This window comes from Hymenobacter daecheongensis DSM 21074 (genome assembly GCF_900141805.1).
Lineage (GTDB): Bacteria > Bacteroidota > Bacteroidia > Cytophagales > Hymenobacteraceae > Hymenobacter > Hymenobacter daecheongensis.
In genome coordinates, this window is sequence record NZ_FQYN01000001.1 from 469,233 (window position 1) to 496,196 (window position 26,964).

Sequence of the window (26,964 nt, forward strand, 5' to 3'; positions counted from 1 at the left end):
GCCGTTGGGCGGCCAACGGCTCAAGATAACGTAAAGCAACAGAAACTAACTAAATGCGGACGTTCCGGGCCCTGCCCTTATCTTTGCGACTATGAACAAACAGGTATTGTTGGTGATTCTGGACGGCTGGGGCTTGGCGCAGAACAAAGAGGTGTCGGCCGTAGATCGGGCCAATACGCCTTTTGTCGATTCGCTGTTTCAGCGCTTTCCGCACAGCAAGCTGCAGGCTTCGGGCGAAGCCGTGGGCCTGCCCGACGGGCAGATGGGCAACTCCGAAGTGGGCCACATGAACATCGGGGCCGGCCGCGTGGTGTATCAGGATCTGGTGCGCATCAACAAGGCCATTCGGGAGCGGAAGCTGGGCACTATTCCGGCGCTGGAAAAGGCGTTTGAGTATGCCCGCACTAGCGGCAAAAACCTGCACTTCATCGGTCTGCTCTCCGACGGCGGCGTGCACTCGCATATCGACCACCTCAAAGCCCTCTGCACGCTGGCGCACGATGCCGACGTGCATAAAGTATTCATTCACGCCTTCACCGATGGCCGCGACACCGACCCCAAAGGCGGCGTGAACTACGTGAACGACCTGGAGCAACACCTGGAGCGCAACGGCGCCAAGATTGCCTCCATTGTGGGCCGCTACTACGCCATGGACCGCGACAACCGCTGGGAACGGGTGAAAGTGGCCTACGACCTGCTGGTGAACGGCACCGGCACGCCCTCGCAAAACCTGATTCAGAGCATGCTCGATTCCTATAAGGAAGGCGTGACGGATGAGTTTCTGAAGCCGATTGTGAAGGTAGGGGCCGATGGGCAGCCGCTGGCTACCATTCAGGAGGGCGACGTGGTGATTTGCTTCAACTTCCGCACCGACCGCGGCCGGGAAATCACGCAGGCGCTAACGCAGCAGGATTTCAACGCCTTCCAGATGCAGCGCCTGAACCTGCACTACCTTACCATGACGAACTACGACGCGACGTTCGTGGGCGTCACGCCGATTTTCGATAAGGACAACCTGGAGAATACGCTGGGTGAAGTGCTGGCCGCGCATGGCAAAACCCAGATCCGCATTGCTGAAACCGAGAAATACCCGCACGTCACGTTCTTCTTCAGCGGCGGGCAGGAAACCGAGTTTGCGGGCGAAAGCCGTATCATGCGTCCCTCGCCCAAAGTGGCCACCTACGACCTGCAGCCCGAAATGAGTGCCTTCGACCTGCGCGACGCGCTGGTGCCGGAGCTGCTGAAAAACTCGGCCGATTTCGTGGTACTCAACTTCGCTAACCCCGACATGGTGGGCCATACCGGCGTGTTTGAGGCCGTGGTGAAGGCCGTGGAAGCCACCGACACCTGCGCCCGCGACGTGGTGGAGGCCGCGCTGGCCGCTGGCTATGCCGCCATCATCATTGCCGACCACGGCAATGCCGAAATGATGCTGAACCCCGACGGCACGCCCAACACGGCCCATACCACCAACCTGGTGCCTTGCATTCTGGCCGATAACGACTACCACGGCACGCTGGCCGATGGCAAGCTCGGCGACCTGGCCCCCACCATTCTGGAGCTGATGGGCGTGCCGCAGCCGGCCGACATGACTGGGCAGTCGTTGCTGCAACCCGCCGGCACGGCCGCCGTGACGAACCCAACGAATGCATAGCTGCTGGCTGGCGGCTCCGCTGCTGTTGCTGACGGCTGCCTGCGGCTGGAATGACGCGCCGCGGCCGGAGCAACCCGCCCGCAAGCCGCTGTATTTCGACGTGAAAGGCCTGCTCGACGCGCAGGTAACCGCTTTGACCAAGCAGAACCCGGCGGTAGAAAAGAAGGTGCAGCTACGCGGCGGCCCGCCGGAAACCACCCGCGTGCCGCACGCCAACTGGAGCAAAGAGCTGCAGATCTTCTATCAGGCCGACATTAACAAGGCGGCGCTGCGGGGGGCCTACACAACCATGCCCCCCACCCGCACGCCTGCCGGCGTGCGCCAGGTATATGTGCGCAAGCCCGGCATTGCCAGTGCAGTAGAACAGCTGGCGGTACTATCCGACGGCCCAGACGTGCGTGAAGTAGCCGCCACGCTGACCCAGGATAATCCGCTGTTTTTCTCCCGCAAAAAATTGGTACTCAGCTACCAAAGCGGCACACTCAGCAGCTACCGCGTCGAGGGAATTCAGAAGTTGGTGCTGTTCGATACGCTGCGCTACGCGGCGGCAGTGCGGGTCCTGTAGCGCGGAAATCCGTTCCGCGACGAGCAAAGCGAGTTCTGTCGTCAGCGGACGCTGATACTCGCTTCGCTCGTCGCGGAACGGATTTCCGCGCTACTCGCCCATCAACGTGACCACTACCCAGCGGCGGCCGCCGTGGTTGCGGTGTTCGCCAAGGTAGATGCCCTGCCAGGTGCCCAGGGCCAACTCCCCGTTCGTTATCGGAATGGTGACGGATGTGCCCAGCAGTGCTGCTTTCAGGTGCGCGGGCATATCGTCGGGGCCTTCCTGAGTATGGTGAAAGTAAGGGGCGTTTTCGGGGGCCGTGCGGTTGAAGAACTCCTCGAAATCGTGGCGCACGGTGGGGTCGGCGTTTTCGTTGATGCTGAGGCTGGCGGAGGTGTGCTGAATGAAAAAATGCGCCGTGCCCACGCGCAGCTGCTCCAACTCAGGCAACTCGGCTACCAGCAGATCGGTGATAAGGTGAAAGCCCCGGCGCACCGCCGGCAGCCGCAGCCGCTTCTGAATCCAGCGCATGACTACGGATTTTTGCGCTCGTACGCGCCCAGATCGGGAGCGGGGGCGCGGGGCGTGTTGCGCAGGTCGAAGTCGAGGCGGGAGCCGCGGGCGGGACGGTTGCTGGCGGGCGAGAGGGTGTCGAGGCTGTAGTCGAACTTGTTGGCAAAGCCATTGTCGGGAGCCCGCTTGAACTTGGGGTTGACGTTGATCAGGTTGTCGTTGACGGCCTGCGTAGCGCGGTAGGCTTTGGTGCGCAGAATACTGTTCTGCACAAAAATCGGGTAAGCCGTGCCGCTGTTTTCGAAGACCAGTTCATCTTCCAGCGAGCCCCAGACGATAGAATTCTGAATGCTGATGTTGGTTTGCACCGGGTTGGCCAGCCGGGGCCGCACGGCTTTGCTGGTGAAGGCCAGGGAGCTGGTTTCGCGCCGGAACTGGGGCGTGTAGTTGGCAATGGTGCAGAAATTCAGGTCGTAGCGGCCCCCGCCGATGGCGCGGATGGCGTATTCGCCGCAATTGGTGAGCAGGCAGTTGGTAAGGGCGAAGTCGCCGGAGAAGCTGAAGATGCCGGCCCCTTCAAACGCCTGCCCACCATTGGCAAAAGACAGCGTGGCGCCCGAAATATTCTTGATAACCGTATTCTCCAGCCGCACGCTCGGCCTGGGCTGCTGATTACCCGGATTATAGACCAATAGTCCAAACGAGGCGTTCTTGATTTCGGCGAAGCGCACCACGTTGTTGCGGCTGGTTGAGTCGAACTGAATACCAGCCCACTGGCCCGGCACCTCGTCGTAGAACGGCTCCAGGCGGTCGGCGGCGAAGCGCACGATGTTGCGGTCATCGGCCTTCAGCTCGCCGGTGGGCTGAAAGTCGGGGTTCACGCGCAGCGTGCCTTTGATGATGATGGCCCCGCCGGCGTGGGCATACACGCGCGTACCGGCCTGCATGGTGAGCGTGCAGCCCGGCCGCACCAGCACCGCCCCGAAAATGACGTGGGGCTTGTCGTTTTTCCATACTTCCAGGCAGGGCAGCACCTCGTTGCGGTGAAAGTAGGCGTTGCGGCCGTACGATATCAGCTTCACGTCCTGGTCGTTGCCGTTGGTGCGAAACTTCAGCCGGTCTTCCACCAGAAACGGCTTGTCGGCGGTTTGCTGGCCGGGGCCGAGCTGGGCGCGCACCAGCACCTGCAGACTATCCTGCCCCTTGATTTCCACGTTGTTGGCTGCCGGGCCTTCGTCGCCGTTGATGATGAGCGAGTAAGGCGTAGCGCCAGGATTAGCCAGCGTGATCTGCTCCACTTTCACAGCGCGGCGGTTGCGGTTATACACCCACAGCCGCTTCGTGACGGTGCCGACCTGCGCAAAAACAGTATCGAACAGCACCGTATCATTCGAGAATTCGAGCTTGGCGCTGGCATCCGTAGTCAGCAGATTTTCCTTCGGCTCGCAGCTTGGCAGCAGCGTGACGAGGCAGGAGCAAACCAGCAACAGGGGGAACAGAAGGCGCATCGGGGGCGGGCAAGAGTTACTTTAAACATGTCATCCTGAGCCTGCGAAGGACCTTATGCCAGTTGAACGAGTCGTTCCAGGGTAATAAGGTCCTTCGCAGGCTCAGGATGACAAACGGCTGGAGCTGCGGCTTAGTGCAACAGACTACGAAACGCCTTCCTTCAGGCGCTCGGCGCTTTCGGCCAGGCGCAGCTGCTCCACAAAGTCGTCGATGTTGCCTTCCATCACGCTGGCCAAGTTATACACGGTGTAGCCGATGCGATGGTCCGTGACGCGGCCCTGGGGGTAGTTGTAGGTGCGGATCTTGTCCGAACGGTCGCCGCCGCCGATCATGCTCTTGCGCTGGGCACCTTCGGCCTCGTTCTTCTTGGCCAACTCGATTTCATAAATGCGCGAGCGAAGTACCTGTAGGGCTTTGTCGAAGTTCTTGAGCTGCGACTTCTGATCCTGGCACTGCGCTACCAGACCGGTGGGCAAGTGCGTGAGGCGCACGGCCGAGTAGGTGGTATTAACCGACTGGCCACCAGGCCCCGACGACATGAACAGATCCTTGCGCACGTCGTTCATATCGATCTGCACGTCCAACTCCTCGGCTTCTGGCATCACCACGATGGAGGCCACGGAGGTATGAATGCGGCCCTGGGTTTCGGTGGCCGGCACGCGCTGCACACGGTGCACGCCGCTCTCAAACTTGAGCTTGCCGTACACGTCTTCGCCCTTCACGGCCAGAATAATTTCCTTGTAGCCGCCCGAAGTGCCCTCGGTGGCATCAATGAGGTCCATCTTGAGGCCGTTCTTTTCGGCGTAGCGCATGTACATGCGCTGCAGGTCGCCGGCAAAGATGGCGGCCTCGTCGCCGCCGGCCCCGGCCCGGATTTCCATGATGACGTCCTTGCTGTCGTTGGGGTCGCGGGGCAGCAGCAGATCCTTGATTACTTCCTCCAGGCGCTCCTGCTCGGGCAGCAGCTGCTCCAGCTCGTCCTTGGCCATCTGCCGAAAGTCCTCGTCTTTCTCGGTGGCAATGACTTCGCGGGCACCTTCAATATTAGACAGCACCTGCTGGTAGGCGCGGTACTCCGTCACGATTTTGCCGAGGTCTTTATATTCCTTATTCAAGGACTTGTAGCGCTTCATGTCGCTCATGGCCTCGGGCTGCATCAGCTGTTCGTTGACGTCTTCGTAGCGCTGGCGAATGGCTTCCAGTTTATCTAGCATCTTGCCTTCAGAGTGTTGTATTAAGTTGTAAAGATACGGAATCTAAAAGCACGAAACCGGGCCTGAGTTGCCCACTGGCCCGAGGCAGAACCCCGCGCCGGTAGGCAGCTACTGGTTCGCCAAAGAAATTTTATTACTTTGGAGCGCTTACCCCGCCGCCAATGCGCCAGCTCGCTGCCATTCTCTTTTCCTGCCCCCCGGCTGCCTCCCGCGCAGTCACGCCCACACGCATGGTCACTACCCGCTAGCGGGCTGCCCATCCCTCCTACTCTTTCTTCCGAGTTCAGCAGCCCGCCGCCCCCCGTATTCCTCGGAATCCGGACGGACGAAGCGGGCTTTTTTTATGTGCCTTCCAACCCCAATGCGTATGCAGGTTCTGAAATTCGGCGGTACTTCCGTGGCTACCGCCGCCAATATTCTCAAGGTAATCGACATCGTGACCGGGGCCGCGCAGGCCGATGCGGTGGTTGTGGTGGTGTCGGCGCTGGGCGGCATCACCGATGCCCTGATTGAGGCCGGACAGCGGGCCGCCGCCGGGCAGGACACCTACCAGGAGCGCCTGCGCCGCATTGAGCAGCGCCACCTCGAGGTGGTGAAGGAGCTGATTCCGGTGGCCAGCCAGAGCGCTGCGCTCAGCCAGATAAAGCGCGGCTGTAACGAGCTGGAAGCCCTCTGCGACAGTGTGTTCACCCTCGGCGAGCTATCAGCCCGCACCCTAGACCGGCTCATGAGCTTCGGCGAGCTGATGGCCTCGCAGCTGGTGGCCGCCCGGCTGCAGGCCACCGGCACGGCCCACTGCTGGAAAGACAGCCGGGAGCTGATTCGTACCAACGCCCGCTTTGGAACGGCAGAAGTTGATTTTGAGGTTACCAATCAGCAAATCAGAGACTTCGTGGCGGAAACTCCCGCACCCATCTACGTGGTGCCGGGCTTCATTGGAGCGGCCGCCGATGGCAGCACCACCACGCTGGGCCGCGGCGGCTCCGACTACAGCGGGGCTATCTTTGCGGTGGCGCTGCACGCCTCGCGGTTGGAAATCTGGACCGATGTGAGCGGCATGATGACGGCCGATCCGCGCCTGGTGCGCCACGCGCAGCCCATTGCCCACATTTCCTATCAGGAGGCTATGGAGCTGTCGCACTTCGGGGCCAAAGTACTGTATCCGCCTACTATTCAGCCAGTGATGCACGCGGGCATTCCGCTCTGGATCAAAAACACCTTCGCCCCCGCCGATGCCGGCACGCTGGTGGAAGTAGCCCCGCCACCGCACCACGATGTGGTGCGCGGCATTTCCAGCATCGGCGGCCTGACCATGCTCAACCTGGAAGGCAGTGGCATGGTGGGTATTCCGGGCTTCAGCAAGCGGCTGTTTGGGGCGCTGGCGGGCGAGAAAATCAATGTTATTCTCATTACCCAAAGCTCCTCGGAGCACTCCATCTCGGTGGCCGTGGGCGCGGCCGATGCCGAGCGGGCCAAAACGGCGGTGGACGAGGAGTTTGCGCCCGAAATTGATGCCCGGCGGCTGGAGCCACTACGGCTGGAAACCGGGCTGGCCATTGTGGCGCTGGTGGGCGAGAGCATGAAAAACCACCCCGGCATCAGCGGCCGCCTGTTTGGGGCGCTGGGGCACAATGGGGTGAATATCCGCGCTATTGCCCAGGGCTCGTCGGAGAAGAATATCTCGACCGTGATTCAGGCCGCCGATGTCAAAAAGGCCATCAACGTGCTGCACGAAGCTTTTTTCGAGGTTGAATACAAGCAGGTGAACGTGTTTATCGTGGGGGCGGGCAACGTGGGCCGCAAGCTGCTGGCGCAGCTGCGGCAGCAGCAGCCCTACCTGCTCGATAAGCTGCGGCTGCAGCTGCGGGTGGTGGCGCTGGCCAGCAGCCGACACTACGTTCTCAACCCCGAAGGACTGGACCTGGCGAGCTGGCCGCAGCAGCTGGAGCAGGGCCAGGAGCTGCACCTCGACGAACTGGTGGCGCAGATTCAGGCCCTGAACCTGCGCAACTCGGTGTTCGTGGACGTGACGGCCTCGGCAGAAGTGGCCGACTGCTACGCGGCGCTGCTGGCCAGAAGCGTGGCCGTGGTGGCCTGCAACAAGGTGGCGTGCTCGTCGGCTTATCCGAATTATGCCCGCCTGAAAAGCCTGGCGCGGGAGTTCAATGCGGGCTTTCTGTTTGAAACCAACGTGGGCGCGGCCCTGCCCGTCATCGGCACGCTGAACGACTTGCTGCGCAGCGGCGACGTGGTGCAGCGCATGGAGGCGGTGCTCTCGGGCACGCTCAACTTCGTGTTCAACCACTACGATGGCACGCGGCCCTTTGCCGAGGTGGTGCGCTAGGCCCAGGCCGAGGGCTACACCGAGCCCGACCCGCGCCTCGACCTGAGCGGCACCGACGTGGCCCGCAAAATCCTGATTCTGGCCCGCGAAGCCGGCGAAACGATGGAAATGGCCGACATCGAAAACACGGCCTTCCTACCCGCCGCCTGTCTGGCCGGCGACGTGCCAGCCTTCTACGAGCAGTTGGCCGCGCACGAAAGCCATTTCCGCCAGCTCTACGACGCGGCTACCGCCGCCGGCCGGAAGCTGCGCTTCGTGGCCTCGTACGCGCCGGGCAAGGCCGCCGTGGGCCTGCAAGCCGTCGGCCCCGGCCACGACCTGTACACGCTGAAAGGAAAGGACAACGTGGTACTCTTTTATACCAACCGCTACGTTGAGCAGCCGCTGGTGGTGAAAGGCGCCGGGGCCGGGGCCGAGGTAACCGCCGCCGGCGTATTCGCCGATATGATGCGGGCCGCCAGGATCTAGCCGAACCCCTCCCCAACCCCTTCCCCCAAAGGGAGGGGCTTAAGTTAGCACTCCAACTACCCATTGCATGAGTATGGGTGATACCGCCAAAGTAACTTAAGCCCCTCCCTTTGGGGGAAGGGGTTGGGGAGGGGTTCAACTCTGCCAGTTTTACTTACCTCAACTTATGAATTCCCTCTCCCCCGAAACCATCACCCTGCATGCGCCCGGCACCGTTGCCAACGTGGTCTGCGGCTTCGATGTGCTGGGGTTTGCTCTCAGCCAACCCTACGACACGATGACGATGCGCCTGACCACGCCGCGCGGCGTGACAATCCGCAACCACGACGACTACAACCTGCCCACCGAACCCACCCGCAACGTGGCCGGGGCGGCGCTGCTGGCCCTGCTGAAAGCGGTGCCGGAGCAGGTGGGCTTTGCGGTCGAAATCACCAAAGGCATCAAGCCGGGCAGCGGCATCGGGAGTAGCGCGGCCAGCGCGGCGGGGGCGGTGGTGGGAGCCAACTACCTGCTGGGCAACCGCTTCACGGCCGCCGAGCTGGTTGAGTTTGCCACCTACGGCGAGGAAGTAGCCTCCGGAGTGCGCCACGCCGACAACATTGCGCCCGCCATCTACGGCGGCATCACGCTCATCCGCTCCACCACCCCGCTCGACATTATCCCGGTTCCGGCCCCGCCGCTGTTCGTAACGGTGGTGCATCCCCAGATCGAAATCAGAACTGCCGACGCCCGTGCCATTCTCAAAAAACAGGTGCCGCTCCAGGATGCCATCCGGCAGTGGGGCAACGTGGGCGGCCTCATCGCGGGGCTGATGAAGGGCGACTATGACCTCATTGGCCGCAGCCTGGAAGACGTTATCATCGAGCCCGTGCGCAGCATCCTGATTCCATGCTTTGCCGCCGTGAAGGCGCAAAGTACGGCCGCCGGGGCACTGGGCGGGGGCATTTCCGGCTCGGGGCCTTCCATCTTTATGCTGAGCAAAGATGAGAAAACGGCCCGGCGCGTGGAGGCCGCCATGCGCGAAATCTACATTGCCGCCGGCATCGACTTTCACACTTATGTAAGCCCTATCAACCCCACCGGAGTGCGAATTTTGCCGGCTGAAGCGGCAGCTACTATCAGAACGTCATGCTGAGCGAAGTCGAAGCATCTCGCGTGCTGACGCGGGATTAGTAATCCGACGACAGCACGCGAGATGCTTCGACTTCGCTCAGCATGACGTTCTAAAAAAGCCTCTTTTCATATGCGCTACTACAGTCTCCGCCACCAGGCCCCATCCGTCGATTTTCGACAGGCCACCATTGCCGGCCAGGCCCCCGATGGCGGCCTGTATTTCCCCGAGCACATCCCGCAATTCGCCGCCGCCTTTCTGCGCGAGCTGAAAACGAAACCAAAGGCCGATGTGGCTTTCGAGGTGCTGCAGCCCTACGTGGGCGACACGATTCCGGCAGACGTGCTGCGCCGCATCTGCGCCGAGGCCGTCGATTTTGAGTTTCCGCTGGTGCCCGTGGCGGAGCGGAGCAGCGCCCTGGAACTGTTTCATGGCCCCACGCTGGCGTTTAAGGATGTGGGGGCGCGGTTTATGAGCCGCTGCCTGGGCTACTTTTCCCGGCAGGGCCAGGCCCACGTTACGGTGCTGGTGGCCACCTCCGGCGACACGGGTGGGGCCGTGGCTAGCGGCTTTCTGGGCGTGGAGGGCGTGGAGGTTATTATTCTCTACCCAAAGGGCAAAGTCAGCTCGGTGCAGGAATTGCAGCTTACCACGCTGGGCCAGAACATCACGGCCCTGGAAGTGGCAGGCACCTTCGACGACTGCCAGCAGCTAGTGAAACAGGCTTTCCAGGATGCGGAGCTGGCCCGTCGCTACTTCCTCACCTCCGCTAACTCCATCAACGTGGCCCGCTGGCTGCCGCAGCAAGTATACTATTGCTTCGCGCTGCAGCAATGGCCGCACGCCGAGCCGCCAGTTATAGCTGTGCCCAGCGGCAACTTCGGCAACCTCTGCGCCGGGCTACTGGCCCACGCCTCGGGGCTGCCGGTGCACCACTTCCTGGCCGCCTGCAACGCCAACGACAGCGTGCCCGAGTATCTGCGGAGCGGAAATTTCGCCGCCAAAGCCGCCGTAGCCACGCTTTCCAACGCTATGGACGTGGGCAACCCCAGCAACTTCGTGCGGATTCTAGAACTGTTCGGGCAGGAGTTTGAACAGCTCACAAACCACCTCAGCGGCTATACTGTGACCGATGCCGAAACCGCCGCCACCATTCGGGCCGTGTATGCGCAGCACAACTACCTGCTCGATCCGCACGGCGCGGTGGCGTATGTTGCCTTGCAGCAGTATCTGCAGGCGCATCCGGCGGCGCGGGGCATTTTCCTTGAAACAGCCCACCCGGTGAAGTTTTACGATGTGGTGGAGCCTGTTGTCGGGGCGAAAGTACCGGTGCCGGCGGCGCTCGGCGGGCTCCTGGCGCGGCAAAAGCAGAGCGTGGAGTTGCCCGCGGAGTTTGCGGCGTTGAAAGCGTATCTGCTGGGCCGATAACCGGCGGGTGCGGCGGTGGGTTTATCTTTGGCTTCTGGTTTCACCGCGCCCCGCCGGGGCGGCTTTTTTCTGCTGCTTATGCGCTTTGTCGTTCGTACCATTGGTTCTGTTGCGTTGCTGGGGTTGCTGCTGCCGGCCTGCCGCCCCGATCAGATTGAGCACATCCGCAACGGCAAGCAGATTGCTACCGACCTGGAAAACATGACGGTAAAGCGCATTCTGCCCGCCGATCTGCTCCGCGCCGCCCGCTGGGCCGGCGACTCGCTCACCCGCTCCGCCGACCAGGAGCTGCGCCGCCTGCTACAGGCCGAGCTAAAAGCCGGCGGTGTAGAAGCCGCTCTGCCCTACTGCCGCCCCGAAGCCTACGCCTCCACCGATTCGCTGGCCCATACCTTCAAAGCCAACCCGCGCCGCCTGAGCCGCCGCCCCCGCAACCCCCAAAACCTGGCCCCGCTCAGCGCCACCGACCTGCGGCCCGACACCGCCACCGCCCACCTCGTGCGCCGCTCTAGTGCCGAAATCTTCATCTATCAGCGCCCTATCCTGCTCAGTGAGGCCCAATGCCTGCGCTGCCACGGCGAAGTGGGCAAGGATATTTCCGTTGCTGACTTCGCCCTCATCCGGCAAAAATACCCCACCGACCAGGCCACCGGCTACCGCCTCGGCGACGCTATGGGCATGTGGCAGGTGCGCCTGCACCGAGACGGCGTGGCCGAGCTGTACACGATGAAAACTCGCAAAGTGATGAAGAAGCGCAAGCCGCTTTTTTAGGCTGAACAGCAGGCAAATATGTCATTGCGAGCAAAGCGAAGCAATCCGTCCTCTGAAATGTAAAAAGCGCTGTTTATCCTCAGAGCCCTGACGTATGCCTTGCGTCAGGGCTTTCTGCTGAATCAAGGTTAGGCTCAATGTCCAGAAAGGATTGCTTCGCTTTGCTCGCAATGACACTGCCCCCGCGCCGTAACCCTGCGCCCTACTTCGCGGTTTGCCAAAGCATGACTGCTACCAACGCTACTTCCCCAAAACCCATCATCATTATCGGGGCCGGCATGGCGGGCCTCACCTGCGCCAACTACCTGCACCGGGCCGGCCGCGCCGTGCTGGTGCTCGAAGCCGATGAGGCCGTGGGCGGCCGGGTACGTACCGACCTCACCCCCGACGGCTTCCGCCTCGACCGCGGCTTTCAGGTGCTCCTGACCAAGTACCCCGAAGTGCAGCGCCTGCTCGACTACGGGGCGCTGCAGCTGCGGGCCTTCCGCTCCGGGGCCGTTATCCGGCTGGAAAATAGCCGCGAAACCACGCTTCAAAATCCGCTACAGCAGCCGATGGCGGCTTTTTCCGCCCTCACCGCCCCCATCGGCACGCTACCCGATAAGCTGCGCATTCTGAGCTTCGTGCAGAAAATACAGGGCCAGACCAGCGAGCAGCTCCTCAGCCAGCCGTCCGTCGATACGCTCACCTACCTGCGCCGGTATGGCTGGAGCGAGCAGATCATCAACCGCTTTTTCCGGCCATTTTTCGGCGGTGTTTTTCTGGATCGGGAGCTGACTACGGCCAGCAATTTCTTCGAATTTGTGTTCCAGCAGTTTGTGCGGGGCGAGGCCGCTGTGCCGGCCCTGGGTATGCAGCAGATTCCGGAGCAGCTGGCCGCCCGCCTGCCCGCCGGCACAGTGCGGCTCAATACCAAAGTGGAAGCTATTGACGGCCAGATAATCCGGCTGCAAAACGGCGAAACGCTGGAAGCCGCCGCCGTGGTAGTGGCCGTCGATGGGGAGGCCGCCGCCCGCCTGCTGCCCACCTCGCGCCAGCCTGTAGCCACTGCTTGGCGGCGCACCACCTGCACCTACTTCGCCGCCGACCACTCCCCTGCCCGCGCTGATAAGCTACTGCGTCTCAACGCCTCCCCCGCCAGCCTGGCCCACAACGTGGCTTTCCCCAGCGATGTGGCCCCCGACTACGCCCCCGCCGGCCGCACGCTCATCTCCGTCAGCACCCACGGCTCCCAAACCCTGACCGACGACGAGCTAACCGCCCGCCTCCGCCCCGAACTCACCGCCTGGTTCGGCCCCGAAGCCGCGGCCTGGCAGCACCTGAGCACCTACCACATTCCGCACGCGCTGCCCCAATACGTGGCCGGCCAGCCCGCCCACCAGCCCCTCCGGCTCGCCGAAAACCTGTTCCGCTGCGGCGACTATACTGCCTATCCGTCCTTGAACGCCGCTATGGCCTCGGGTCGGGAGGTAGCGGAGCTGCTGTTATCAGCCCATCTGTCATCTTGAGCAAAGCGAAGGACCTTATATGAGCAGAACACGTCGTTGTTACGATAGTCGTTCTACGCCCATAAGGTCCTTCGCTTTGCTCAGGATGACAGACGGTTTAACAGTTGCTTTACCCTAACCCGCCAGCTCCACAAACACCGGGCAATGATCCGAGTGCACGGCATCGGGCAGGTGGCCGGCACCGATGATGCGGGGCTGCAGGCCGGCATCCACCAGCAGATGATCGAGCCGCCAGCCTACGTTGCGGGCACGGGCGCCGGCGCGAAACGTCCACCAGGAATAGTGGCCGGGCGCGTCGCCGTGGTAGTGGCGGAAGGCATCGGTGTAGCCATCAGCCAGGAAAGCAGCAAACCAGGCGCGTTCGGCGGGCGTGAAGCCGGGGCTGTTCTGGTTGGTTTTCGGGTTGTGCAAATCAATGTCGCGCTGGCAGCAGTTGAAGTCGCCCCCGATGACCAGGCCCGGTAGCGTGGCCCGTAGCTCGCGCACGTATTCGCGAAAAAAGCGCAGCCATTCCAGCTTAAAGGCCTGCCGCTCGTCGCCGCTCGTGCCCGAGGGCATATAGGTATTCAGCACCGAAAATTCCTCAAAATCAAGGCGCAGCACCCGGCCTTCCAGGTCGTAGCAGTCGGTGCCACAGCCCACTACCACGGCTTTCGGCGTTTGCTTCGTAAAAATGGCCACGCCGCTGTAGCCCGGCTTCTGGGCCGGATGCAGATACGCCTGATACCCCAGGGCCGCAAATCCCGATACATCCAGCGGCTCCCGTCCGGCCTTGATTTCCTGCAGGCACAGCACATCCGGGTCGGCCTCCCGAACCCAGTCGAGCAGCCCCTTGCTCAAAGCCGAGCGCAGGCCATTGACGTTGTAGGTGATGATTTTCAAGGGTGTATTTTACGTTTTAGGACGGTCATGCTGAGCTTGTCGAAGCATGACCGTCGGCTTTGACCATACCGCCCGGCTTGTTCTTTATTCCTCCTTCATAAAGGCATCGAAATACTCCAGGATGTGCCATTTCAGCATCCGCTCCTGCTCTTTCAGGTTGGCGAAGGGCACCGGACGCACCAGCTTGTAATGCGGCCACCCATCGGTATCCACCTGATCCAAAGCATAATAGCCCGACAGACTAAACAGCCGACAGGTGGCAATGTGCATCAAATCCTGCTTCTGCTCCTTCGTGAAAGGCCCCGCGCCCTGCCCCAACTCCTGCACCCCAATGAGCAACAGCAGCGCGTTCAAGTCGGGCTTCTTGCCAAAGCGCTCCTTCATCTGGTTCATTAGCTCCCACCAGCGGGCCTCAAACTGGGCCTCGCTTTCGTCTACGTGGAGCTGGCTCATACCGCGTGGTGGTGCTCCGGCGCGGGCGTGGTAGCTTCTTCCTTCAGAATTTCCCAATACTCCACCGCCCGGCGAAAGTGCGGAATCACAATGCTGCCGCCGATGAGGTTGGCAATGGCAAACACTTCGTAAATCTCCTCGTCGGTGAGCTTTTCCTCGAAGCACTTACCCAAGTGATACTTGATGCAGTCGTCGCAGCGCAGCACCATGGAGCAGGCCAGGCCCAGCATTTCCTTGGTTTTCACGTCCACGGCCCCGGCCTGGTAGGTGTTGGTATCGAGGTTGAAAAAGCGCTTGATGACCTTGTTATCGGCCGCCATGATCTTCTCGTTCATGCGCTGGCGGTACTCATTGAATTCAGTGACCTGAGACATGGGCAATAGTGAATTTTAAATGTTGAAGGCTGAACGAAGCAGCCGGCCGGATACTGGCGGAAATTGAATAGGTTGAACAAGGAAAGCTCGTTTACTCCCCGCCGCCGGCATCAGCGCCCCAAAAATACGCACAAGATTCTCCGCGCCGCTCACCGTCGGGTCGCCTATCTGAGCCAGCTCAATCCTTATTCAACATTCAACACCTATCATTCAACCCTCCTTATGCTTCCCGCGCTATTCGCCGATTTCGTATCCCTGATTTTTCCGCGCACTTGCCTAGCCTGCATCGAGCCGCTGGGCCGGGGCGAAGACCATATCTGCACCGCCTGCCGCGCCCAGCTACCCTACACCGACTACCACAAGCTGCCCGAAAAAGACAACCCGCTGGCCCGCCGCTTCTGGGGCAAAGTACCCGTGCGCCATGCCCTGAGCTACTTGCGCTTTCTGCGCCACGGCCGCGTGCAGCACCTGCTGCACGAGCTCAAGTATCAGGGCCAGCAGGACGTGGGCCGGGTGCTGGGCCGCTGGTACGGCACCGAACTGGCCACGGCGGGCCTCGCCCCCGATTTCGACCTCATCGTGCCCGTACCGCTGCACCGCCGCAAGCTGGCCAAGCGCGGCTTCAACCAATCAGACAGCTTCGCTGAAGGCCTCTCCTTGGGCCTGGAGGTGCCTTGGAGCGCCCACGCCCTGCGCCGCACCGAGCACACCGATTCCCAAACCCGAAAGAACCGCACCGAGCGCTGGCTGAACGTAGCCACGGTATTCGAAGTAGCCAAGCCCGCCGCCATCATCGGTCAGCGCGTGCTGCTGGTAGATGACGTGCTGACCACCGGCGCCACCCTCGAAGCCTGTGCCGCCGTCCTACTAGCCGCCGGCTGCCGCGAAGTCAGCATCGCCACCATCGCCTGCGCCGACCGCTAAGCCTGACCACTGATTAAACCACGGATTGATGCGGATTTTTCGGATTTCGTAGTCGATGCAAACGGCTGGCTCTATTTATTGGGCCTGTGTTCAGCAAAGCGCAAAAACAAGAAAGGCTACCCGCAGGGGTAGCCTTTCTTGTCTGGAATAATCGTCCACGAAATCCGTGGAATCCGAAAAATCCGCGGTTCTATTTGTTCGAGCCGGCGTTAATCATCGCGCAGCGGAAACCGATGGCAGCGGTAGCCGAGTCTTCAGCCATGAAGCGGCGCGTGCCGGGCGACAGCCAGTAGGCTACGTCGCGCCAGGAGCCGCCTTTGTACACGCGTACGTGGTCGTCAATGAGCGACTGATAGCCTTTTTTGTCGTATTTCTCGGCGGGGTCGAGGTAGCCGTTGCGGCGGAAGGGGTTCAGATCTTCCACGTCATCAAACGACAGCGGGCGGTAGATATCCTGCACCCATTCGTTCACGTTGCCGGCCATGTTGTAGAGGCCGTAATCGTTCGGTGGATACGCATAGATGTACTCCGTAATCATGGCGCCGTCATTCAGGCTACCGGCGATACCAGCGTAGTCACCACGGCCGCGCTTGAAGTTGGCCAGGAACGTGCCCATGCCTTTGCCGTACGGATTCCGTACCTGGCGGCCATCCCATGGGTAAATACGCTTATTCTCCTGGTTTTCGTTGCCAGCCTCCTGCGTACCGATGAGCGACTGCGCGGCGTACTCCCACTCTGCCTCCGTGGGCAGGCGATAGTTGGGCAGCGTGTTGCCGTTTTCAATGGAGATTTTCACCTTACCATCGCCGGTGTCAGCATCAGCGGTGCCCTCAGCGGCGTCTCCTTTTTTCTTGCGGCCAAACAGACCACCTTTTTTCTTGGTGCTGCCGCCTTCGTCACCCTCGCCGGCCAAACGCTCGTTCACTTTGGCCGTACGCCAAGTGCAGTAGTCGTTGGCCTGCAGCCAGCTCACACCCACCACGGGGAAGTAGCGGAAGCCGGGGTATCGCAGATAGTAGTCCACATAGGGGTCGTTGAACGACAGCTCGCGGGCCCACACGGTGGTGTCGGGCAGCGCCGACTGGTAGAATTCCTCCGACGAGTCCTTGCGGGCGTAGTGCAGGTATTCGAGCCAGTGGATGTTGGCCACTTCGGCCTCGTCCATGTAGAAGGAGGCGATGGTAACGGTACGCTCAATGTTGTCGTGCGTCATCGTTACGTCCTCTTCCTGCGAGCCCAGCACCGTCCGGCCGCCTTCAATGAAGATCAGACCGGGACCTTCCGGAATGCCTTTGTAGTCAGCCACTCGCATGCCTTCCTCGGTGTTGTACTCCAGACCCGTGGTCGAGCTGTACTTACCGGGTTTGGTAGCCGTGGGTGGCCCTCCTTTACACGAAGCCAGCGCACAGGCTCCTACGACCGCGAAACGCAGGTACTTGGAAAAATTCATGATCAAGTTGAAACTACCTGAGAGGAAATGATTTAGGAAAGGCAATTCGGATGCAAGTATACGCAAATTTAGAAGGCTGGGCAAGGTATTGACGGGTAATTCCGTCGTTTTAACCGGCGCCAGGCCGCTTCCAACGAATCAAACTGCCGCACGCTGAGCGTGACCTCGTGGGCCCCACCCAAATCGGCACTCAGCTGACTCAGGCTGAGGTCGTAGCTATAGCCGAGGCGCAACGCACCAATATTCGCGCCAACTACCGCAGTCAGAATCTGTTGGGGCTGGCTGGCACCCGGTAGCGGCACGCCCCGGTACACGGCCCCGAGCATGATGGGCGTGATGGTGCCATACAGCCCCACCTCGGCCCGCGGCGAGCCGCCCTGCCGGGTGTAGCTGGCCGTGGGCGAGAGGCTGATTTCGCGGTAGACTTGCTTTTCAGTCTTTTTCAGGAAGAAATGCTTGATGCCACCACTCAGATTGAGCCGCAACGGCAGCCGGGTTTGGGTAGCAAAGCCCAGGTCGGGCTGGTTGACGTGGTGGGCGGCCGTGCTCACCCAGAAGTTGTCATTATACAAAATAAGCCCCGTGCCCAGCGTGAGGTAGCTCACGGGCTGCAGGTCGAGCGGCTCGGCGCTGGGGCCGGTCAGGCGGCCGTCTTCGGCGAGCTGGTCGCCGAAGACGAGGTTGGCGTAGCTGATGCGCTGGTGGCCGTAGGCGGCATGCAGGCCGCCGCTGAGGCTGAACTGCCCGGTGAGGCGGGTGTGGTAGGCGTAGATGCCGCCCACTTCCAGCCGCGTGTAGCCGATCTGGCCGCTGCGGTCAGTGTTTAGAAGCAGGCCTGCGGCGCTGTGCTGATCGGCAAAACGGTAGTCGGCGGCGAGCTGGCCGGTCTGGAAGGTGCCGGCCAGCGTAGGAAACTGGTTGCGGTAGCTGAGCGTGATGCTGTAGTCGTCGAGCAGGCCGGCGAAGGCGGGGTTAGTGTGCAGGCGCGTGGCGTAAGGCTGGGCAAAGTACAAATCCTGGGCCTGCGCGGCGGGGCAGCTAGCTAGCCCGAGCCCAGCGGCCAGCGCGGCCACGGCCAGCCGCCGGCCCGAAGCGGACCGCTGAAGGCAAAGCGTAAGGGGTTCAGGCAGGTACGGGTGCATAAGCTGACCAGGTAACGCAATGCGCCGCCGTTTTGGTACATGCCAAGGTCTTGGCGAGGCCCTAAACTGCTGATTTTACTCCTAATTCAACCAAGTTTATGATTTGTACATGAGCCAGATTCAGCCAGCGGCCGGGAAAGACTGAAAGCACGACTCGGAGGTTAGCGCTTTGGGCGCTGACAATGTGCATGGAACTGGATTAGCTGCGGCGCATACTATCGGCCGCAAACGAAGATGCGGAGGGCTTTTTCAGCAATATGGCCGCTGCCGTGGTTTATGTCCCACAGCAAATGGGCAGATAGCTCTTCAGCCACCTGCCCATTTGCGTTACTCAGAATATACCGCAGCGCTTAGACTGGGGCTTGGTGCGGCCATCGGGACCTCACCCCCAACCCCTCTCCTTGGGGAGAGGGGAGCCTGACGACTTGTATATCAGCCAACCGGAGAACTGCAGTAAGCAGGTGCCAGCCGACTCCGGGCTGGCATCTGACCAGGGACTGCTAGCGGCTTATTACCAGTCGCTTGATAAGCACGGCCGTGTCCGTGGTTACTTTCACCAGGTAAATGCCGTTGGCCAGAGTGCCGGCCGCGATGCTTAGCGCTACGGGCTGACCAGTGGTGGCGCGGCCGGTGCCCAGGGTAGCAATTCGGGTGCCTTTCAGATCGTAGAGCGCAACGGTGTAAGCACTGGGCTCCAGCACATTAAAGGTCACCACGGCGCGGCCCTGGCCCAGTGGGTTGGGGTGCAGGGTACTCGTGGCCTGAGCGGCGGCGGCGGTAGTGGCCGTGGTAGTGCTGCCGCAGCTCGTGCCTACGGTGTAGGTGTGCGGGGTGGCAGCCGTGTTTTTCTCGGGACCACCGGGGCCAGCCTGGTAGGTGAAATACACGCTCGTGACTGTGCCGCTAGCAATGGCGCGGCTGAAGGTGAAATCACCGGCGGCATTTTTCACCATTGGGTAGCCGGGGTAAGCGCCGGCCGCGCCCTCGCGGATGTAGATGATGGCCAAATTACCGCCCGCAATGGCCCCGAGCGGGTGCAGCGTGTAGGTCACGTTCGGGCCGGTGGTCACGGCCCGGAAGCTGTAGTCGGTGGTGGTGGCGCACGAGCCATCGGTGCTGCGCACCATGATGGTGACGGGGACCGAGGTGGTGCTGGTGCCGCTGTTGTCGGTGGCCACGGCCGTCAGCACGTAGGAGCCGGTTGGCACGGCCGTCCAGGCGTAGGTGTAGGGCGCGGCGGTGGCTTCGCCCAGCTTGGTGGCACCTTCGTAGAATTCTACTTTGGCCACGGTGCCATCGGTATCGGCGGCGGTGGCGGCCAGGTTTACGGTGGCTGGCGAGGTGAAGGTAGTGGAGGCCGTGGGCGAAGTCAGGATTATTGTGGGGGGCACGTTATTGGCTCCGCCGCCGGTGCAGATGGTTCCCACGGTATAGCTGTGCGGGGCGTTGGAAGTGTTGTGCTCAGGGCCGCCCGCACCAGCCTGGTAGGTGAAGTAGAAGCTGGTGGCCGTGCCGTTGGCAATGGGCCGGGTGAAGGTGAAGTTGCCGGCGGCATTTTTCACCATCGGGTAGCCGGGATAGGCCCCAATGCTGCCTTCCCGAATAAAGATGAGCGCCAGGTTGCCACTCGCCGTAGCGCCCAGCGGGATGAAGGTAAACGTGACGCTGCCGCCGCTGGTGAACACCTCGTAGCGGTACTCGCCGTTGGCGGCTACGTTGGTGCAGGGCACGGCCGTCACGGTCAGCGCTACGGGGGTCGAGGTGGTGACGGAGCCATCGGCCGCGGTGGCTTTGGCCATGAGCGAGTAGGCACCGGCCGCTACACCCGCCCAGCTGTAGGCATAGGGCGCGGTGGTGTCTTCGCCCAACTTGGTGGTGCCCTGGTAAAACTCGACTTTCACAATGGTATTCGTGGCGTGAGTAGCCGTGGCGGTGATGTTGACCGTGGCCGGGGCCAGTACGCTGGTGCCGCTAACGGGGGCCGTGATGCTCACAACGGGCACAACGGGGTCGGCCACGCTGATGCTGATGGCAGCCGAAGTTATCGTCAGGCCGCCGGTGTCGGTGGCGCGGGCCGTGAGCGAGTAGCTGCCGGGCGCGGCACCAGTCCAGGCGTAGCTGTAGGGGCTGGTGTAGTCGGTGCCCAGCAGGGTGCTGCCTTGGTAAAACTCCACTTTATAGATGCCACTACCGCTGCCAGTATCGGTGGCGTCGGCGCTGAGCGTGATGCTGGCCGGCGTGAGGAACGAGGCGTTGGCGGTGGGCGCGGTCAGGCTCACGGCGGGGGCTGTGTTGCCGGCGGCGGCCACGAATACCGTCACGGGGCTGGAGGTGGTGGTGGCCCCTTCGTCGTCGGTGGCCTTGGCCGTGAGGGTGTATACGCCGGCCGGCGCGCTGGTCCAGGTGGCGCTGTAGGGGCTGGTGTAGTCGGTATCCAGCAGGGTGCTGCCCTGATAAAACTCCACTTTGGCTACCGTGCCGTTGGCATCGGCGGCCGTGGCGGCGAGGCTGATGCTGGCGGGCAGCGTCAGAATGGCGTTGGGAGCCGGCGCGGTGAGGGCCACCGTGGGTGCCGGATTGGCTGCCACGCCGCCGGAGTAGCGCACGTCGTCGAAATAGAAATCGGCCGGGCCGGTGGCCGGGTCGCCGGCAAACATAAGCAGGCCGTTCATCGACACGAGGTCGATGTGCATACCCATATTGGGCTGGTTGAAGGAGCTGAGCGGAATCGTGACTTCGTGCCAGCTGCCGTCGCGCACCAAGCCATATTGCGCCGCGCCGCCCGCCGGAAAGTTGATCCAGCTCTCGCCGTGGCCGCTTTTCACGCCCACCTTAAACTGGCCGGCGTAGGTGGTCTTGAATTGAAATTTCAGCGAGCCATTGGCGAAGTTGCCCAGGTTTTTAACCACGTTTTCGATGCCCATGCCAAACCAGTCGTTGGCGTTGGCGTGCATCGCCAGCACCTGCTGGCCCTCGAAAGGTACCGGCGCGGGCGCGGTGATGTTGGTCAGGTTGTTCCAGTAATACAGGTTGGCATCCAGCCCATCGAATGCCAGCTTGTTGGTGATGCTCGCGCGCTCCGAAAGCACGCCATATTCGCCGGCAAACGACTGATTTCTACCCACATACAGCTCATCACCGGGGTTCTGATACAGGCGCACGTAGTCGACCAGCATGGCGGCCGGCAGCGGGGCCGTGATGCTGGCCGGACTCATCTTGCCGGTATAAATACCGCCCACGGCCAAGTTCAGCAGCACGAATTGGGGCTTGTGGAACTCCTCCATGTCGCTGGCCGGGTTCGAGATATCCGCGCTGAAATACTGCACGTTATCAATGAAAACCTTGATGGCGCTGGCATCCCACTGCAGCTTATAGACGTGGTAGCCGGCGGTGAGCGGTGTGGTCCCCCGGTAAAGCTGGTCCACCGATTTGTGCGCGCCTTTTTCGTCCCAGTGCAGGGCCGCGCCGGCCCAGTTGTTCACGTTGGCGGGGTAGGAAGCCGCGCTGCCCATCTCCATCACGTCGATTTCGCCGCTAGCGGGCCACTTGCCGGTGGCACCCAGCAGCCAGAAAGCCGGCCACAAGCCGTTTTGCAGGTCGGGCACTTTGATGCGGGCCTCCAGCGTGCCGTATTTAAAGTGCATCCGGCCCAGCGTTTTCAGGCGGGCCGAGGTGAAGGACTTACCCTGAAAAGCTTCGCGGCGCGCCTCAATGAGCAGGTTGCCGTTGTCGATGCGGGCGTTTTCGGGGCGGCTGGTGTAGTATTCCAGCTCCTGATTGCCCCAGCCGCAGAGGGCCCGCTCGCAGCCGTCGCCAAAGTCGAAGGTCCAGTTATCGGGATTGATGGCCGGACCGTCGAAATTCTCCTGCCAGACCAGCGTTTGGGCCGAAGCGGCCAGCGGGCTCGCGCACCAGATTGTCAGCAGTAGCAGCCACCGGCCGAGCGTGCGCATGAGGGAGTAATCGTTTGATTTCATAGGTAAGAACGGGTGGGAAAGAGGGTGAAGAAATTGAAAGAAGAAGCGAAGAGCAGGGAGTTATGACCCAGAAAAAAAGTTGGTCATCTACCAAAAAAGCTACTGAAGCTGCTGGTGCCAGCGGTTCACTATCGGCTGATTGAAACCCAAGGGCATTTTATAATTATTTCAATTCATTGTGCTTATAGTGCATATCGTTGTGATGCAACTAACGCTGATTTTTCCATTATAAACATCGAACAAGATGACTTAAAGCGAATTTTTGAAAACCAAAGCACGTGTGCACTAAGTGCATGGCTCTTCACCAAATTAGATTATAACAGGTCGAAGCGCCACTATTAATGTAACACAATTCAGCAATAAGCTGCTTATCTCTCCTCCTTCAATCTTTCGCTCCCTGCCTCAGCCGCGGGCTCCCAAGACCCGCTTGGCGGCTACCTTACAAGGTCGCCGCGCCCGAGGCACTACGGTCGGTCGGGCCGCGTTATGCTTCGGGGCAGATTGTGGTTGGCTCAATATCTATCCTACTTTTGCCTGACCACGCTATGCCCGCAGCGCTTGCTTGCAAGACCAGCTTTTTCCTCGCTTTATTCTCTCCCAATGCGCAAACTCCTCTTAGGCCTGCTGATTTTTCTGGTGGTGCTGGTGGCGGCCGTAGCTCTCACGCCGGTACTGTTCAAAGACAAGCTCCGGCAGCAACTCGACAAGCAGCTGGCCCAGCGCGTGGCCGCCAAGGTGGAATATGAGCCCTCAAATGTGAGCCTGAGCCTGCTGCGCACCTTCCCCGACCTGGCGCTGAGCATTGACGGGCTGCGCGTGATTGGCGTTGATTCCTTCGCGCGCGATACGCTGGCCTACTTGCCCTCCTTTCGGGTGGGCCTGGATCTGATGAGCGTGATTCGGGGCGAGGAAATCCGGATTAAATCCATTCAGCTCGACCGGCCCGACATGAACATCAGGATGCTGAAAAGCGGGCGGGCCAACTGGGATATTCTGCTCTCCGACTCGGCGGCGGCGGCCAAGGGGCAGGATACGAGCCAGGTGCGCATTGCCATCAAGAGCTGGGAAATCACGGATGGGCGGCTGCGCTACGAAGACCTGAGCCTGCCGTTTGCCATGCAGGCGCGGGGCGTGAACCACACCGGCGCCGGCGACTTCGGCCAGAATATCTTCGACATGGTGAGCCAGACCACCGCCGACCGCTTTTCGATGCGCTACGATGGCGTGGACTACATCAGCGACAAGAAGCTGGAGGCCGACGTGACCATGGCCATGAACCTGGAAAAGATGCTCTTCACGTTCCGCGACAACAAGGTGAAGCTGAACGACTTCCCAGCCACTTTTCAGGGCACCATCGGTTTGCCCAACGACACCGACATCACCTACGACCTGACCTTCAAAGCCCTCGAAACCGACTTCAAAACCATTCTGAGTCTGGTGCCCGGCGTGTACACGGAGAAGTTCAAGGAGGTGAAAGCCGACGGCCGGGTGGCCTTCGATGGCTACTACAAAGGCGTGCAGAATGAAGTAAAAATGCCCGGCTACGGTGTGAATCTGAAGGTGACCAACGGCATGTTTCAGTATCCGCAGCTGCCGCAGGCGGCCCGCAACATCAACGTGGACCTGAACGTGGACAACCCCTCCGGCTTTACTAACAACGTGAAGGTGAACGTGAAGCAGTTTCACCTGGACCTGGGCAAAAACCCGATTGACGGCAACGTCATCATCGACGGGCTGGCGCCGATGAAGCTGGACGGCCGCGTGAAGGCCAACGTGGATCTGGCCGAGGTGATGAAGGTGTACCCGGTGCAGGACTTGCTGCTGCGCGGGCAGCTGTTTGTGGATGCCACGGGCAAAGGCACGTACTCGAAAACCCAGATGCCGGTGGTGAATGCCCGCCTCAACCTGACCAACGGCTACGTGAAGAGCAAGAAATTCCCGGCCCCCATTGAGAATCTGACCCTGAACGGGACGGTAATCAACACGACCGGGCAGGTGAACGACACGCGCATCGACATCCCCAACTTCCGGATGCTGCTCGACGGCGAGCCGCTGGAAGGCCGCGTGGCCGTGCAGAACATCGACAAGCCCGTGTTTGACGCCGATGTGAAAGGCGTGGTGGACCTGACCAAAATCACCAAAATATTCCCGCTGGAAGGCATGACCGTGACGGGCCGCCTGAACGGCAACGTGGCCGCCAAAGGCCGCATGGCCGATATTGAGGCCGGCCGCTACCAAAGCGTGGTGGCCTCGGGCACGGTGAATGCGCAGAACGTGACCTATAAAAGTCCGGAGCTGCCGCAGGGTGTGAAAGTGACGCGGGCCACGGCCACGTTCAACAACGACCGGATTATTCTGCAGAACATGACCGGCTTCGTGGGCTCGTCGGACATTGCGGCTTCGGGCACAATCAGCAACTACATGGGCTACCTGTTCACGCCCGGCCAGCCGCTGCGGGGCAACCTGACGGTGAACTCGCGGCGCTTCAACGTGAACGAGTGGATGGTGGACGAGGTGTCGGCCAAGCCCACGAAGGGTGCGACGGCAGCCACCAAAGCCCCGGCCGCCGCCACCCGAGCCGACGGCGTGCTGCAGATTCCGAAGTTCTTCGACCTGACCCTGAACAGCACCGTGAACCAGGTGGTGTACGACAACCTGAAGCTGGACAACGTGAAGGGCGTGGTGACGGTGCGCGACGAAACCGCCCGCCTCAACAACCTCACGTTCAATACCCTGGGTGGCGCCTTTGCCACCAACGGCTCGTACAGCAGCAAGAATCTGGCGCACCCCACGTTCGACTTCGGGCTGAACGTGAAGAACCTGAACTTCCAGACGGCCTTCGCGGCCTTCAACTCCATCAAGACGCTGGTGCCGCTGGCCAGCAACCTGGAAGGCGTGTTTTCGACCAACTTCAACGTGAGCGGCGAAATGGGGCCCGACATGATGCCGAACTACAGCACACTCACCGGCAAGGGCCTGTTTGAGGTGGTGCGGGCGGCCGTGGGCAACTCGCAGGTGCTCGACAAAATCAGTACGCTCACCCAGTTTCAGGAGCTGAGAAGCTTCGTGGTAAACAACAAAGACGTGGCGGCCGAAATCATCAACGGCAACTTCATCGTGAAGCCCTTCGACCTGACCGTGGGCCAGATCAAGATGACCGTGGGCGGCTCGAACAACATCAGCAGCGGCGGGCTGGAGTACGTGACGGCCCTCGACGTGCCGACCGGCAAAGTGGGCAACTCTCTGAACAGCAAGCTCACCCAGCTCACCGGCGTGCAAAACATAAAGGGCACGGAGCGCGTGATGCTGGGCCTGAAGATAGGCGGCACCGTGACCAACCCCCAAGTGAAGCTGACCACCGGCGGCGTGAAAACCCAGGCCAAAGACCTAGCCAAGAGCCTGGTGCAAAGCGTAGTGCAGAGCAAAGTAGACGATGCCAAGCTGAAGCTGGCCGCCAAAACCCAGGTGGCCCAGGACAGCCTCCAGCACGAGCTGCAGCGCAAGCAGCAGGAGCTGGCCGGCAAGGCCCAGCTGGAGCTGGAAAAGCGCCGCCTCGAAGCCCAGGCCAAGCTCAAAGACAAGGCCACCCAAGGTCTGAATACGTTGTTTGGCGGCAAGAAAAAGCCCGCCCCCGTGAAGGAGCCGGAGCCGGTACCAACGGATAGTGCAAAATCCGGCGAATAGCACAGAAGAAAGCCAGGCGGCAAAAAAACGGCCGAATAATTGCTTAAAACGAAGAGCAGCCGCTTAGCTTGGAGCAGCTGCTCTTCGTTTTTTCACTTTTCCTTGTTTCGTATGAAGCTTAACCGTCTCCTCTCGTTTGCCGCGCTGGCGGCTCTGGCTCTCACGGGCTGCAGCAAAGACTCTGATTCTGATAAGTCGGCCAAGCTGGAAGTGCGGCTGACCGATGCGCCCGGCGACTTTCGCGCCGTGTCGCTGGACGTGCGCCAGATTGAAGTGCACCTGAAAGACGAAAAGGAGCCTGACGGCTGGCAGTTCCTGACTTTCACGCCCCAGATGGTGAACATCATGGACTACGTGAACGGCAAGTCGGCCTTGCTGGTGAGCACCGATTTCGCCCCTGGCGACATCAAGGAAATCCGCCTGATTCTGGGCCCCAACAGCACCGTGACGGGCAACGACGGCTTCGTATACGATCTGAAAACGCCCAGCGGCCAAAGCTCCGGCGTGAAGCTGAAGCTGGACAAAGTGAGTCTGCGCCAGTCGGAAACCTTCCAGCTGCTGCTCGATTTCGACGTGGCCAAGTCCATCAAGGAGCGCGGCAACTGGGATAAGAACAAGAAAAAGGAGGAGCGCTACATCCTAAAGCCGGTCATCCGGCTGGTGGCCCAGGCGCTGTCCGGCAGCCTGCGCGGCAGCGTGACGCCCGCCGCCGCCCTGCCCCAGATTCTGGCCATCCGCACCTCCCTCACCCCCGCCGACACGTTCAGCACCGCCACCGACGGCACCGGCAGCTACCAGCTGAACGGCCTGCCCTCCGGCACCTACCGCGTGCAGGCTTTCCCCACCGTCACGGCCCCCAGCAACCAAAGCCCCTACAAAGTTCAGGAGGCTTCGGGCGTAACGGTGACGACCAACACCACGACCACACAGAACTTCACGCTGCAGTAAGCTTCGCAGTTTTGAATAGCAAAAAGCCTGTTTCCAGCATTGGAAACAGGCTTTTTGATTTAC

General features: G+C 61.2%; 18 protein-coding genes and 1 pseudogene. 10 read left to right on the top strand and 9 right to left on the bottom strand.

All coding sequences use genetic code 11. The annotated features are described in order from the left end of the window. Positions 1–91: 91 nt before the first annotated feature. Positions 92–1,654, top strand: a complete 1,563-nt coding sequence (gpmI, locus tag BUB62_RS02020) for a 2,3-bisphosphoglycerate-independent phosphoglycerate mutase (RefSeq protein ID WP_073105481.1) — start codon at positions 92–94, stop codon at positions 1,652–1,654. Then, positions 1,647–2,219, top strand: coding sequence for a hypothetical protein (locus tag BUB62_RS02025; RefSeq protein WP_073105484.1), 573 nt, complete (start codon positions 1,647–1,649; stop codon positions 2,217–2,219). Before gpmI ends, BUB62_RS02025 begins: the two co-directional genes overlap by 8 nt. A gap of 90 nt (positions 2,220–2,309) precedes the next feature. On the opposite strand, the gene BUB62_RS02030 is transcribed toward BUB62_RS02025, so the two are convergent. The 3 genes from BUB62_RS02030 to prfA all read right to left on the bottom strand — a co-directional run bounded on the left by BUB62_RS02030 (position 2,310) and on the right by prfA (position 5,437). Continuing rightward, entirely contained in the window at positions 2,310–2,732 is a 423-nt protein-coding gene (locus BUB62_RS02030) for a secondary thiamine-phosphate synthase enzyme YjbQ (protein ID WP_073105486.1), read from the bottom strand. Between the two features lie 2 nt (positions 2,733–2,734). Further along, positions 2,735–4,222 (bottom strand): hypothetical protein, encoded by a 1,488-nt coding sequence (locus tag BUB62_RS02035; RefSeq protein ID WP_073105489.1) that lies wholly within the window; start codon positions 4,220–4,222, stop codon positions 2,735–2,737. A 144-nt stretch (positions 4,223–4,366) separates the two neighbouring features. Further along, positions 4,367–5,437 (bottom strand): peptide chain release factor 1, encoded by a 1,071-nt coding sequence (gene prfA, locus BUB62_RS02040; RefSeq protein ID WP_073105492.1) that lies wholly within the window; start codon positions 5,435–5,437, stop codon positions 4,367–4,369. Between the two features lie 367 nt (positions 5,438–5,804). On the opposite strand from prfA, the pseudogene thrA reads away from it, so the two are divergent. From thrA to BUB62_RS02065, 5 genes and pseudogenes are all read left to right on the top strand, one after another. Continuing rightward, a pseudogene (thrA, locus tag BUB62_RS02045) lies at positions 5,805–8,249 on the top strand (bifunctional aspartate kinase/homoserine dehydrogenase I). A 166-nt stretch (positions 8,250–8,415) separates the two neighbouring features. Next, positions 8,416–9,384, top strand: a complete 969-nt coding sequence (locus tag BUB62_RS02050; RefSeq protein ID WP_073105494.1) for a homoserine kinase — start codon at positions 8,416–8,418, stop codon at positions 9,382–9,384. Between the two features lie 108 nt (positions 9,385–9,492). Next, positions 9,493–10,788 (top strand): threonine synthase, encoded by a 1,296-nt coding sequence (thrC, locus tag BUB62_RS02055; protein ID WP_073105497.1) that lies wholly within the window; start codon positions 9,493–9,495, stop codon positions 10,786–10,788. Positions 10,789–10,866: 78 nt separating this feature from the next. Beyond that, entirely contained in the window at positions 10,867–11,559 is a 693-nt protein-coding gene (locus BUB62_RS02060) for a c-type heme family protein (RefSeq protein ID WP_143163986.1), read from the top strand. A 224-nt stretch (positions 11,560–11,783) separates the two neighbouring features. Then, the gene (locus BUB62_RS02065) at positions 11,784–13,067 is read left to right on the top strand and encodes a protoporphyrinogen/coproporphyrinogen oxidase (RefSeq protein ID WP_073105503.1); all 1,284 of its coding nucleotides are present in this window, start codon (positions 11,784–11,786) and stop codon (positions 13,065–13,067) included. A gap of 114 nt (positions 13,068–13,181) precedes the next feature. On the opposite strand, the gene BUB62_RS02070 is transcribed toward BUB62_RS02065, so the two are convergent. From BUB62_RS02070 to BUB62_RS02080, 3 genes are all read right to left on the bottom strand, one after another. Beyond that, entirely contained in the window at positions 13,182–13,949 is a 768-nt protein-coding gene (locus BUB62_RS02070; RefSeq protein WP_073105506.1) for an exodeoxyribonuclease III, read from the bottom strand. 84 nt (positions 13,950–14,033) lie between these two features. Then, the gene (locus tag BUB62_RS02075) at positions 14,034–14,402 is read right to left on the bottom strand and encodes a hypothetical protein (protein ID WP_073105508.1); all 369 of its coding nucleotides are present in this window, start codon (positions 14,400–14,402) and stop codon (positions 14,034–14,036) included. Continuing rightward, complete coding sequence (locus tag BUB62_RS02080) at positions 14,399–14,776, bottom strand: carboxymuconolactone decarboxylase family protein (RefSeq protein WP_073105511.1); 378 nt, start codon at positions 14,774–14,776, stop codon at positions 14,399–14,401. The genes BUB62_RS02075 and BUB62_RS02080 overlap by 4 nt, the downstream gene beginning before the upstream one ends. Before the next feature lie 222 nt (positions 14,777–14,998). Between BUB62_RS02080 and BUB62_RS02085 the strand changes: the two genes are divergently transcribed. Next, on the top strand, positions 14,999–15,700 hold the full coding sequence (locus BUB62_RS02085; RefSeq protein ID WP_073105513.1) for a ComF family protein: 702 nt from the start codon (positions 14,999–15,001) through the stop codon (positions 15,698–15,700). Between the two features lie 190 nt (positions 15,701–15,890). Here the strand turns inward: BUB62_RS02085 and BUB62_RS02090 are convergent, their stop codons facing one another. From BUB62_RS02090 to BUB62_RS02100, 3 genes are all read right to left on the bottom strand, one after another. Then, positions 15,891–17,150 (bottom strand): SUMF1/EgtB/PvdO family nonheme iron enzyme, encoded by a 1,260-nt coding sequence (locus tag BUB62_RS02090; RefSeq protein WP_073105516.1) that lies wholly within the window; start codon positions 17,148–17,150, stop codon positions 15,891–15,893. Between the two features lie 68 nt (positions 17,151–17,218). Next, positions 17,219–18,292: a PorP/SprF family type IX secretion system membrane protein gene (locus BUB62_RS02095; RefSeq protein ID WP_073105518.1), complete on the bottom strand. Its 1,074-nt coding sequence runs from the start codon at positions 18,290–18,292 to the stop codon at positions 17,219–17,221. A gap of 500 nt (positions 18,293–18,792) precedes the next feature. Next, complete coding sequence (locus BUB62_RS02100; protein WP_073105520.1) at positions 18,793–22,269, bottom strand: Ig-like domain-containing protein; 3,477 nt, start codon at positions 22,267–22,269, stop codon at positions 18,793–18,795. A 600-nt stretch (positions 22,270–22,869) separates the two neighbouring features. Between BUB62_RS02100 and BUB62_RS02105 the strand changes: the two genes are divergently transcribed. Both BUB62_RS02105 and BUB62_RS02110 read left to right on the top strand, forming a co-directional pair. Next, positions 22,870–25,953 carry an AsmA-like C-terminal region-containing protein gene (locus BUB62_RS02105; RefSeq protein WP_073105523.1) on the top strand — a complete coding sequence of 1,028 codons (3,084 nt, stop codon included), beginning with the start codon at positions 22,870–22,872 and terminating at the stop codon, positions 25,951–25,953. A gap of 111 nt (positions 25,954–26,064) precedes the next feature. Further along, positions 26,065–26,901, top strand: a complete 837-nt coding sequence (locus tag BUB62_RS02110; RefSeq protein WP_073105525.1) for a DUF4382 domain-containing protein — start codon at positions 26,065–26,067, stop codon at positions 26,899–26,901. Positions 26,902–26,964 lie beyond the last annotated feature (63 nt).

Coding starts and splice junctions, on each gene's coding strand:
- gpmI (WP_073105481.1), top strand. CDS start 92: ATGAACAAACAGGTATTGTTGGTGATTCTGGACGGCTGGGGCTTGGCG.
- BUB62_RS02025 (WP_073105484.1), top strand. CDS start 1,647: ATGCATAGCTGCTGGCTGGCGGCTCCGCTGCTGTTGCTGACGGCTGCC.
- BUB62_RS02030 (WP_073105486.1), bottom strand. CDS start 2,732: ATGCGCTGGATTCAGAAGCGGCTGCGGCTGCCGGCGGTGCGCCGGGGC.
- BUB62_RS02035 (WP_073105489.1), bottom strand. CDS start 4,222: ATGCGCCTTCTGTTCCCCCTGTTGCTGGTTTGCTCCTGCCTCGTCACG.
- prfA (WP_073105492.1), bottom strand. CDS start 5,437: ATGCTAGATAAACTGGAAGCCATTCGCCAGCGCTACGAAGACGTCAAC.
- BUB62_RS02050 (WP_073105494.1), top strand. CDS start 8,416: ATGAATTCCCTCTCCCCCGAAACCATCACCCTGCATGCGCCCGGCACC.
- thrC (WP_073105497.1), top strand. CDS start 9,493: ATGCGCTACTACAGTCTCCGCCACCAGGCCCCATCCGTCGATTTTCGA.
- BUB62_RS02060 (WP_143163986.1), top strand. CDS start 10,867: ATGCGCTTTGTCGTTCGTACCATTGGTTCTGTTGCGTTGCTGGGGTTG.
- BUB62_RS02065 (WP_073105503.1), top strand. CDS start 11,784: ATGACTGCTACCAACGCTACTTCCCCAAAACCCATCATCATTATCGGG.
- BUB62_RS02075 (WP_073105508.1), bottom strand. CDS start 14,402: ATGAGCCAGCTCCACGTAGACGAAAGCGAGGCCCAGTTTGAGGCCCGC.
- BUB62_RS02080 (WP_073105511.1), bottom strand. CDS start 14,776: ATGTCTCAGGTCACTGAATTCAATGAGTACCGCCAGCGCATGAACGAG.
- BUB62_RS02085 (WP_073105513.1), top strand. CDS start 14,999: ATGCTTCCCGCGCTATTCGCCGATTTCGTATCCCTGATTTTTCCGCGC.
- BUB62_RS02090 (WP_073105516.1), bottom strand. CDS start 17,150: ATGAATTTTTCCAAGTACCTGCGTTTCGCGGTCGTAGGAGCCTGTGCG.
- BUB62_RS02095 (WP_073105518.1), bottom strand. CDS start 18,292: ATGCACCCGTACCTGCCTGAACCCCTTACGCTTTGCCTTCAGCGGTCC.
- BUB62_RS02100 (WP_073105520.1), bottom strand. CDS start 22,269: ATGAAATCAAACGATTACTCCCTCATGCGCACGCTCGGCCGGTGGCTG.
- BUB62_RS02105 (WP_073105523.1), top strand. CDS start 22,870: ATGCGCAAACTCCTCTTAGGCCTGCTGATTTTTCTGGTGGTGCTGGTG.
- BUB62_RS02110 (WP_073105525.1), top strand. CDS start 26,065: ATGAAGCTTAACCGTCTCCTCTCGTTTGCCGCGCTGGCGGCTCTGGCT.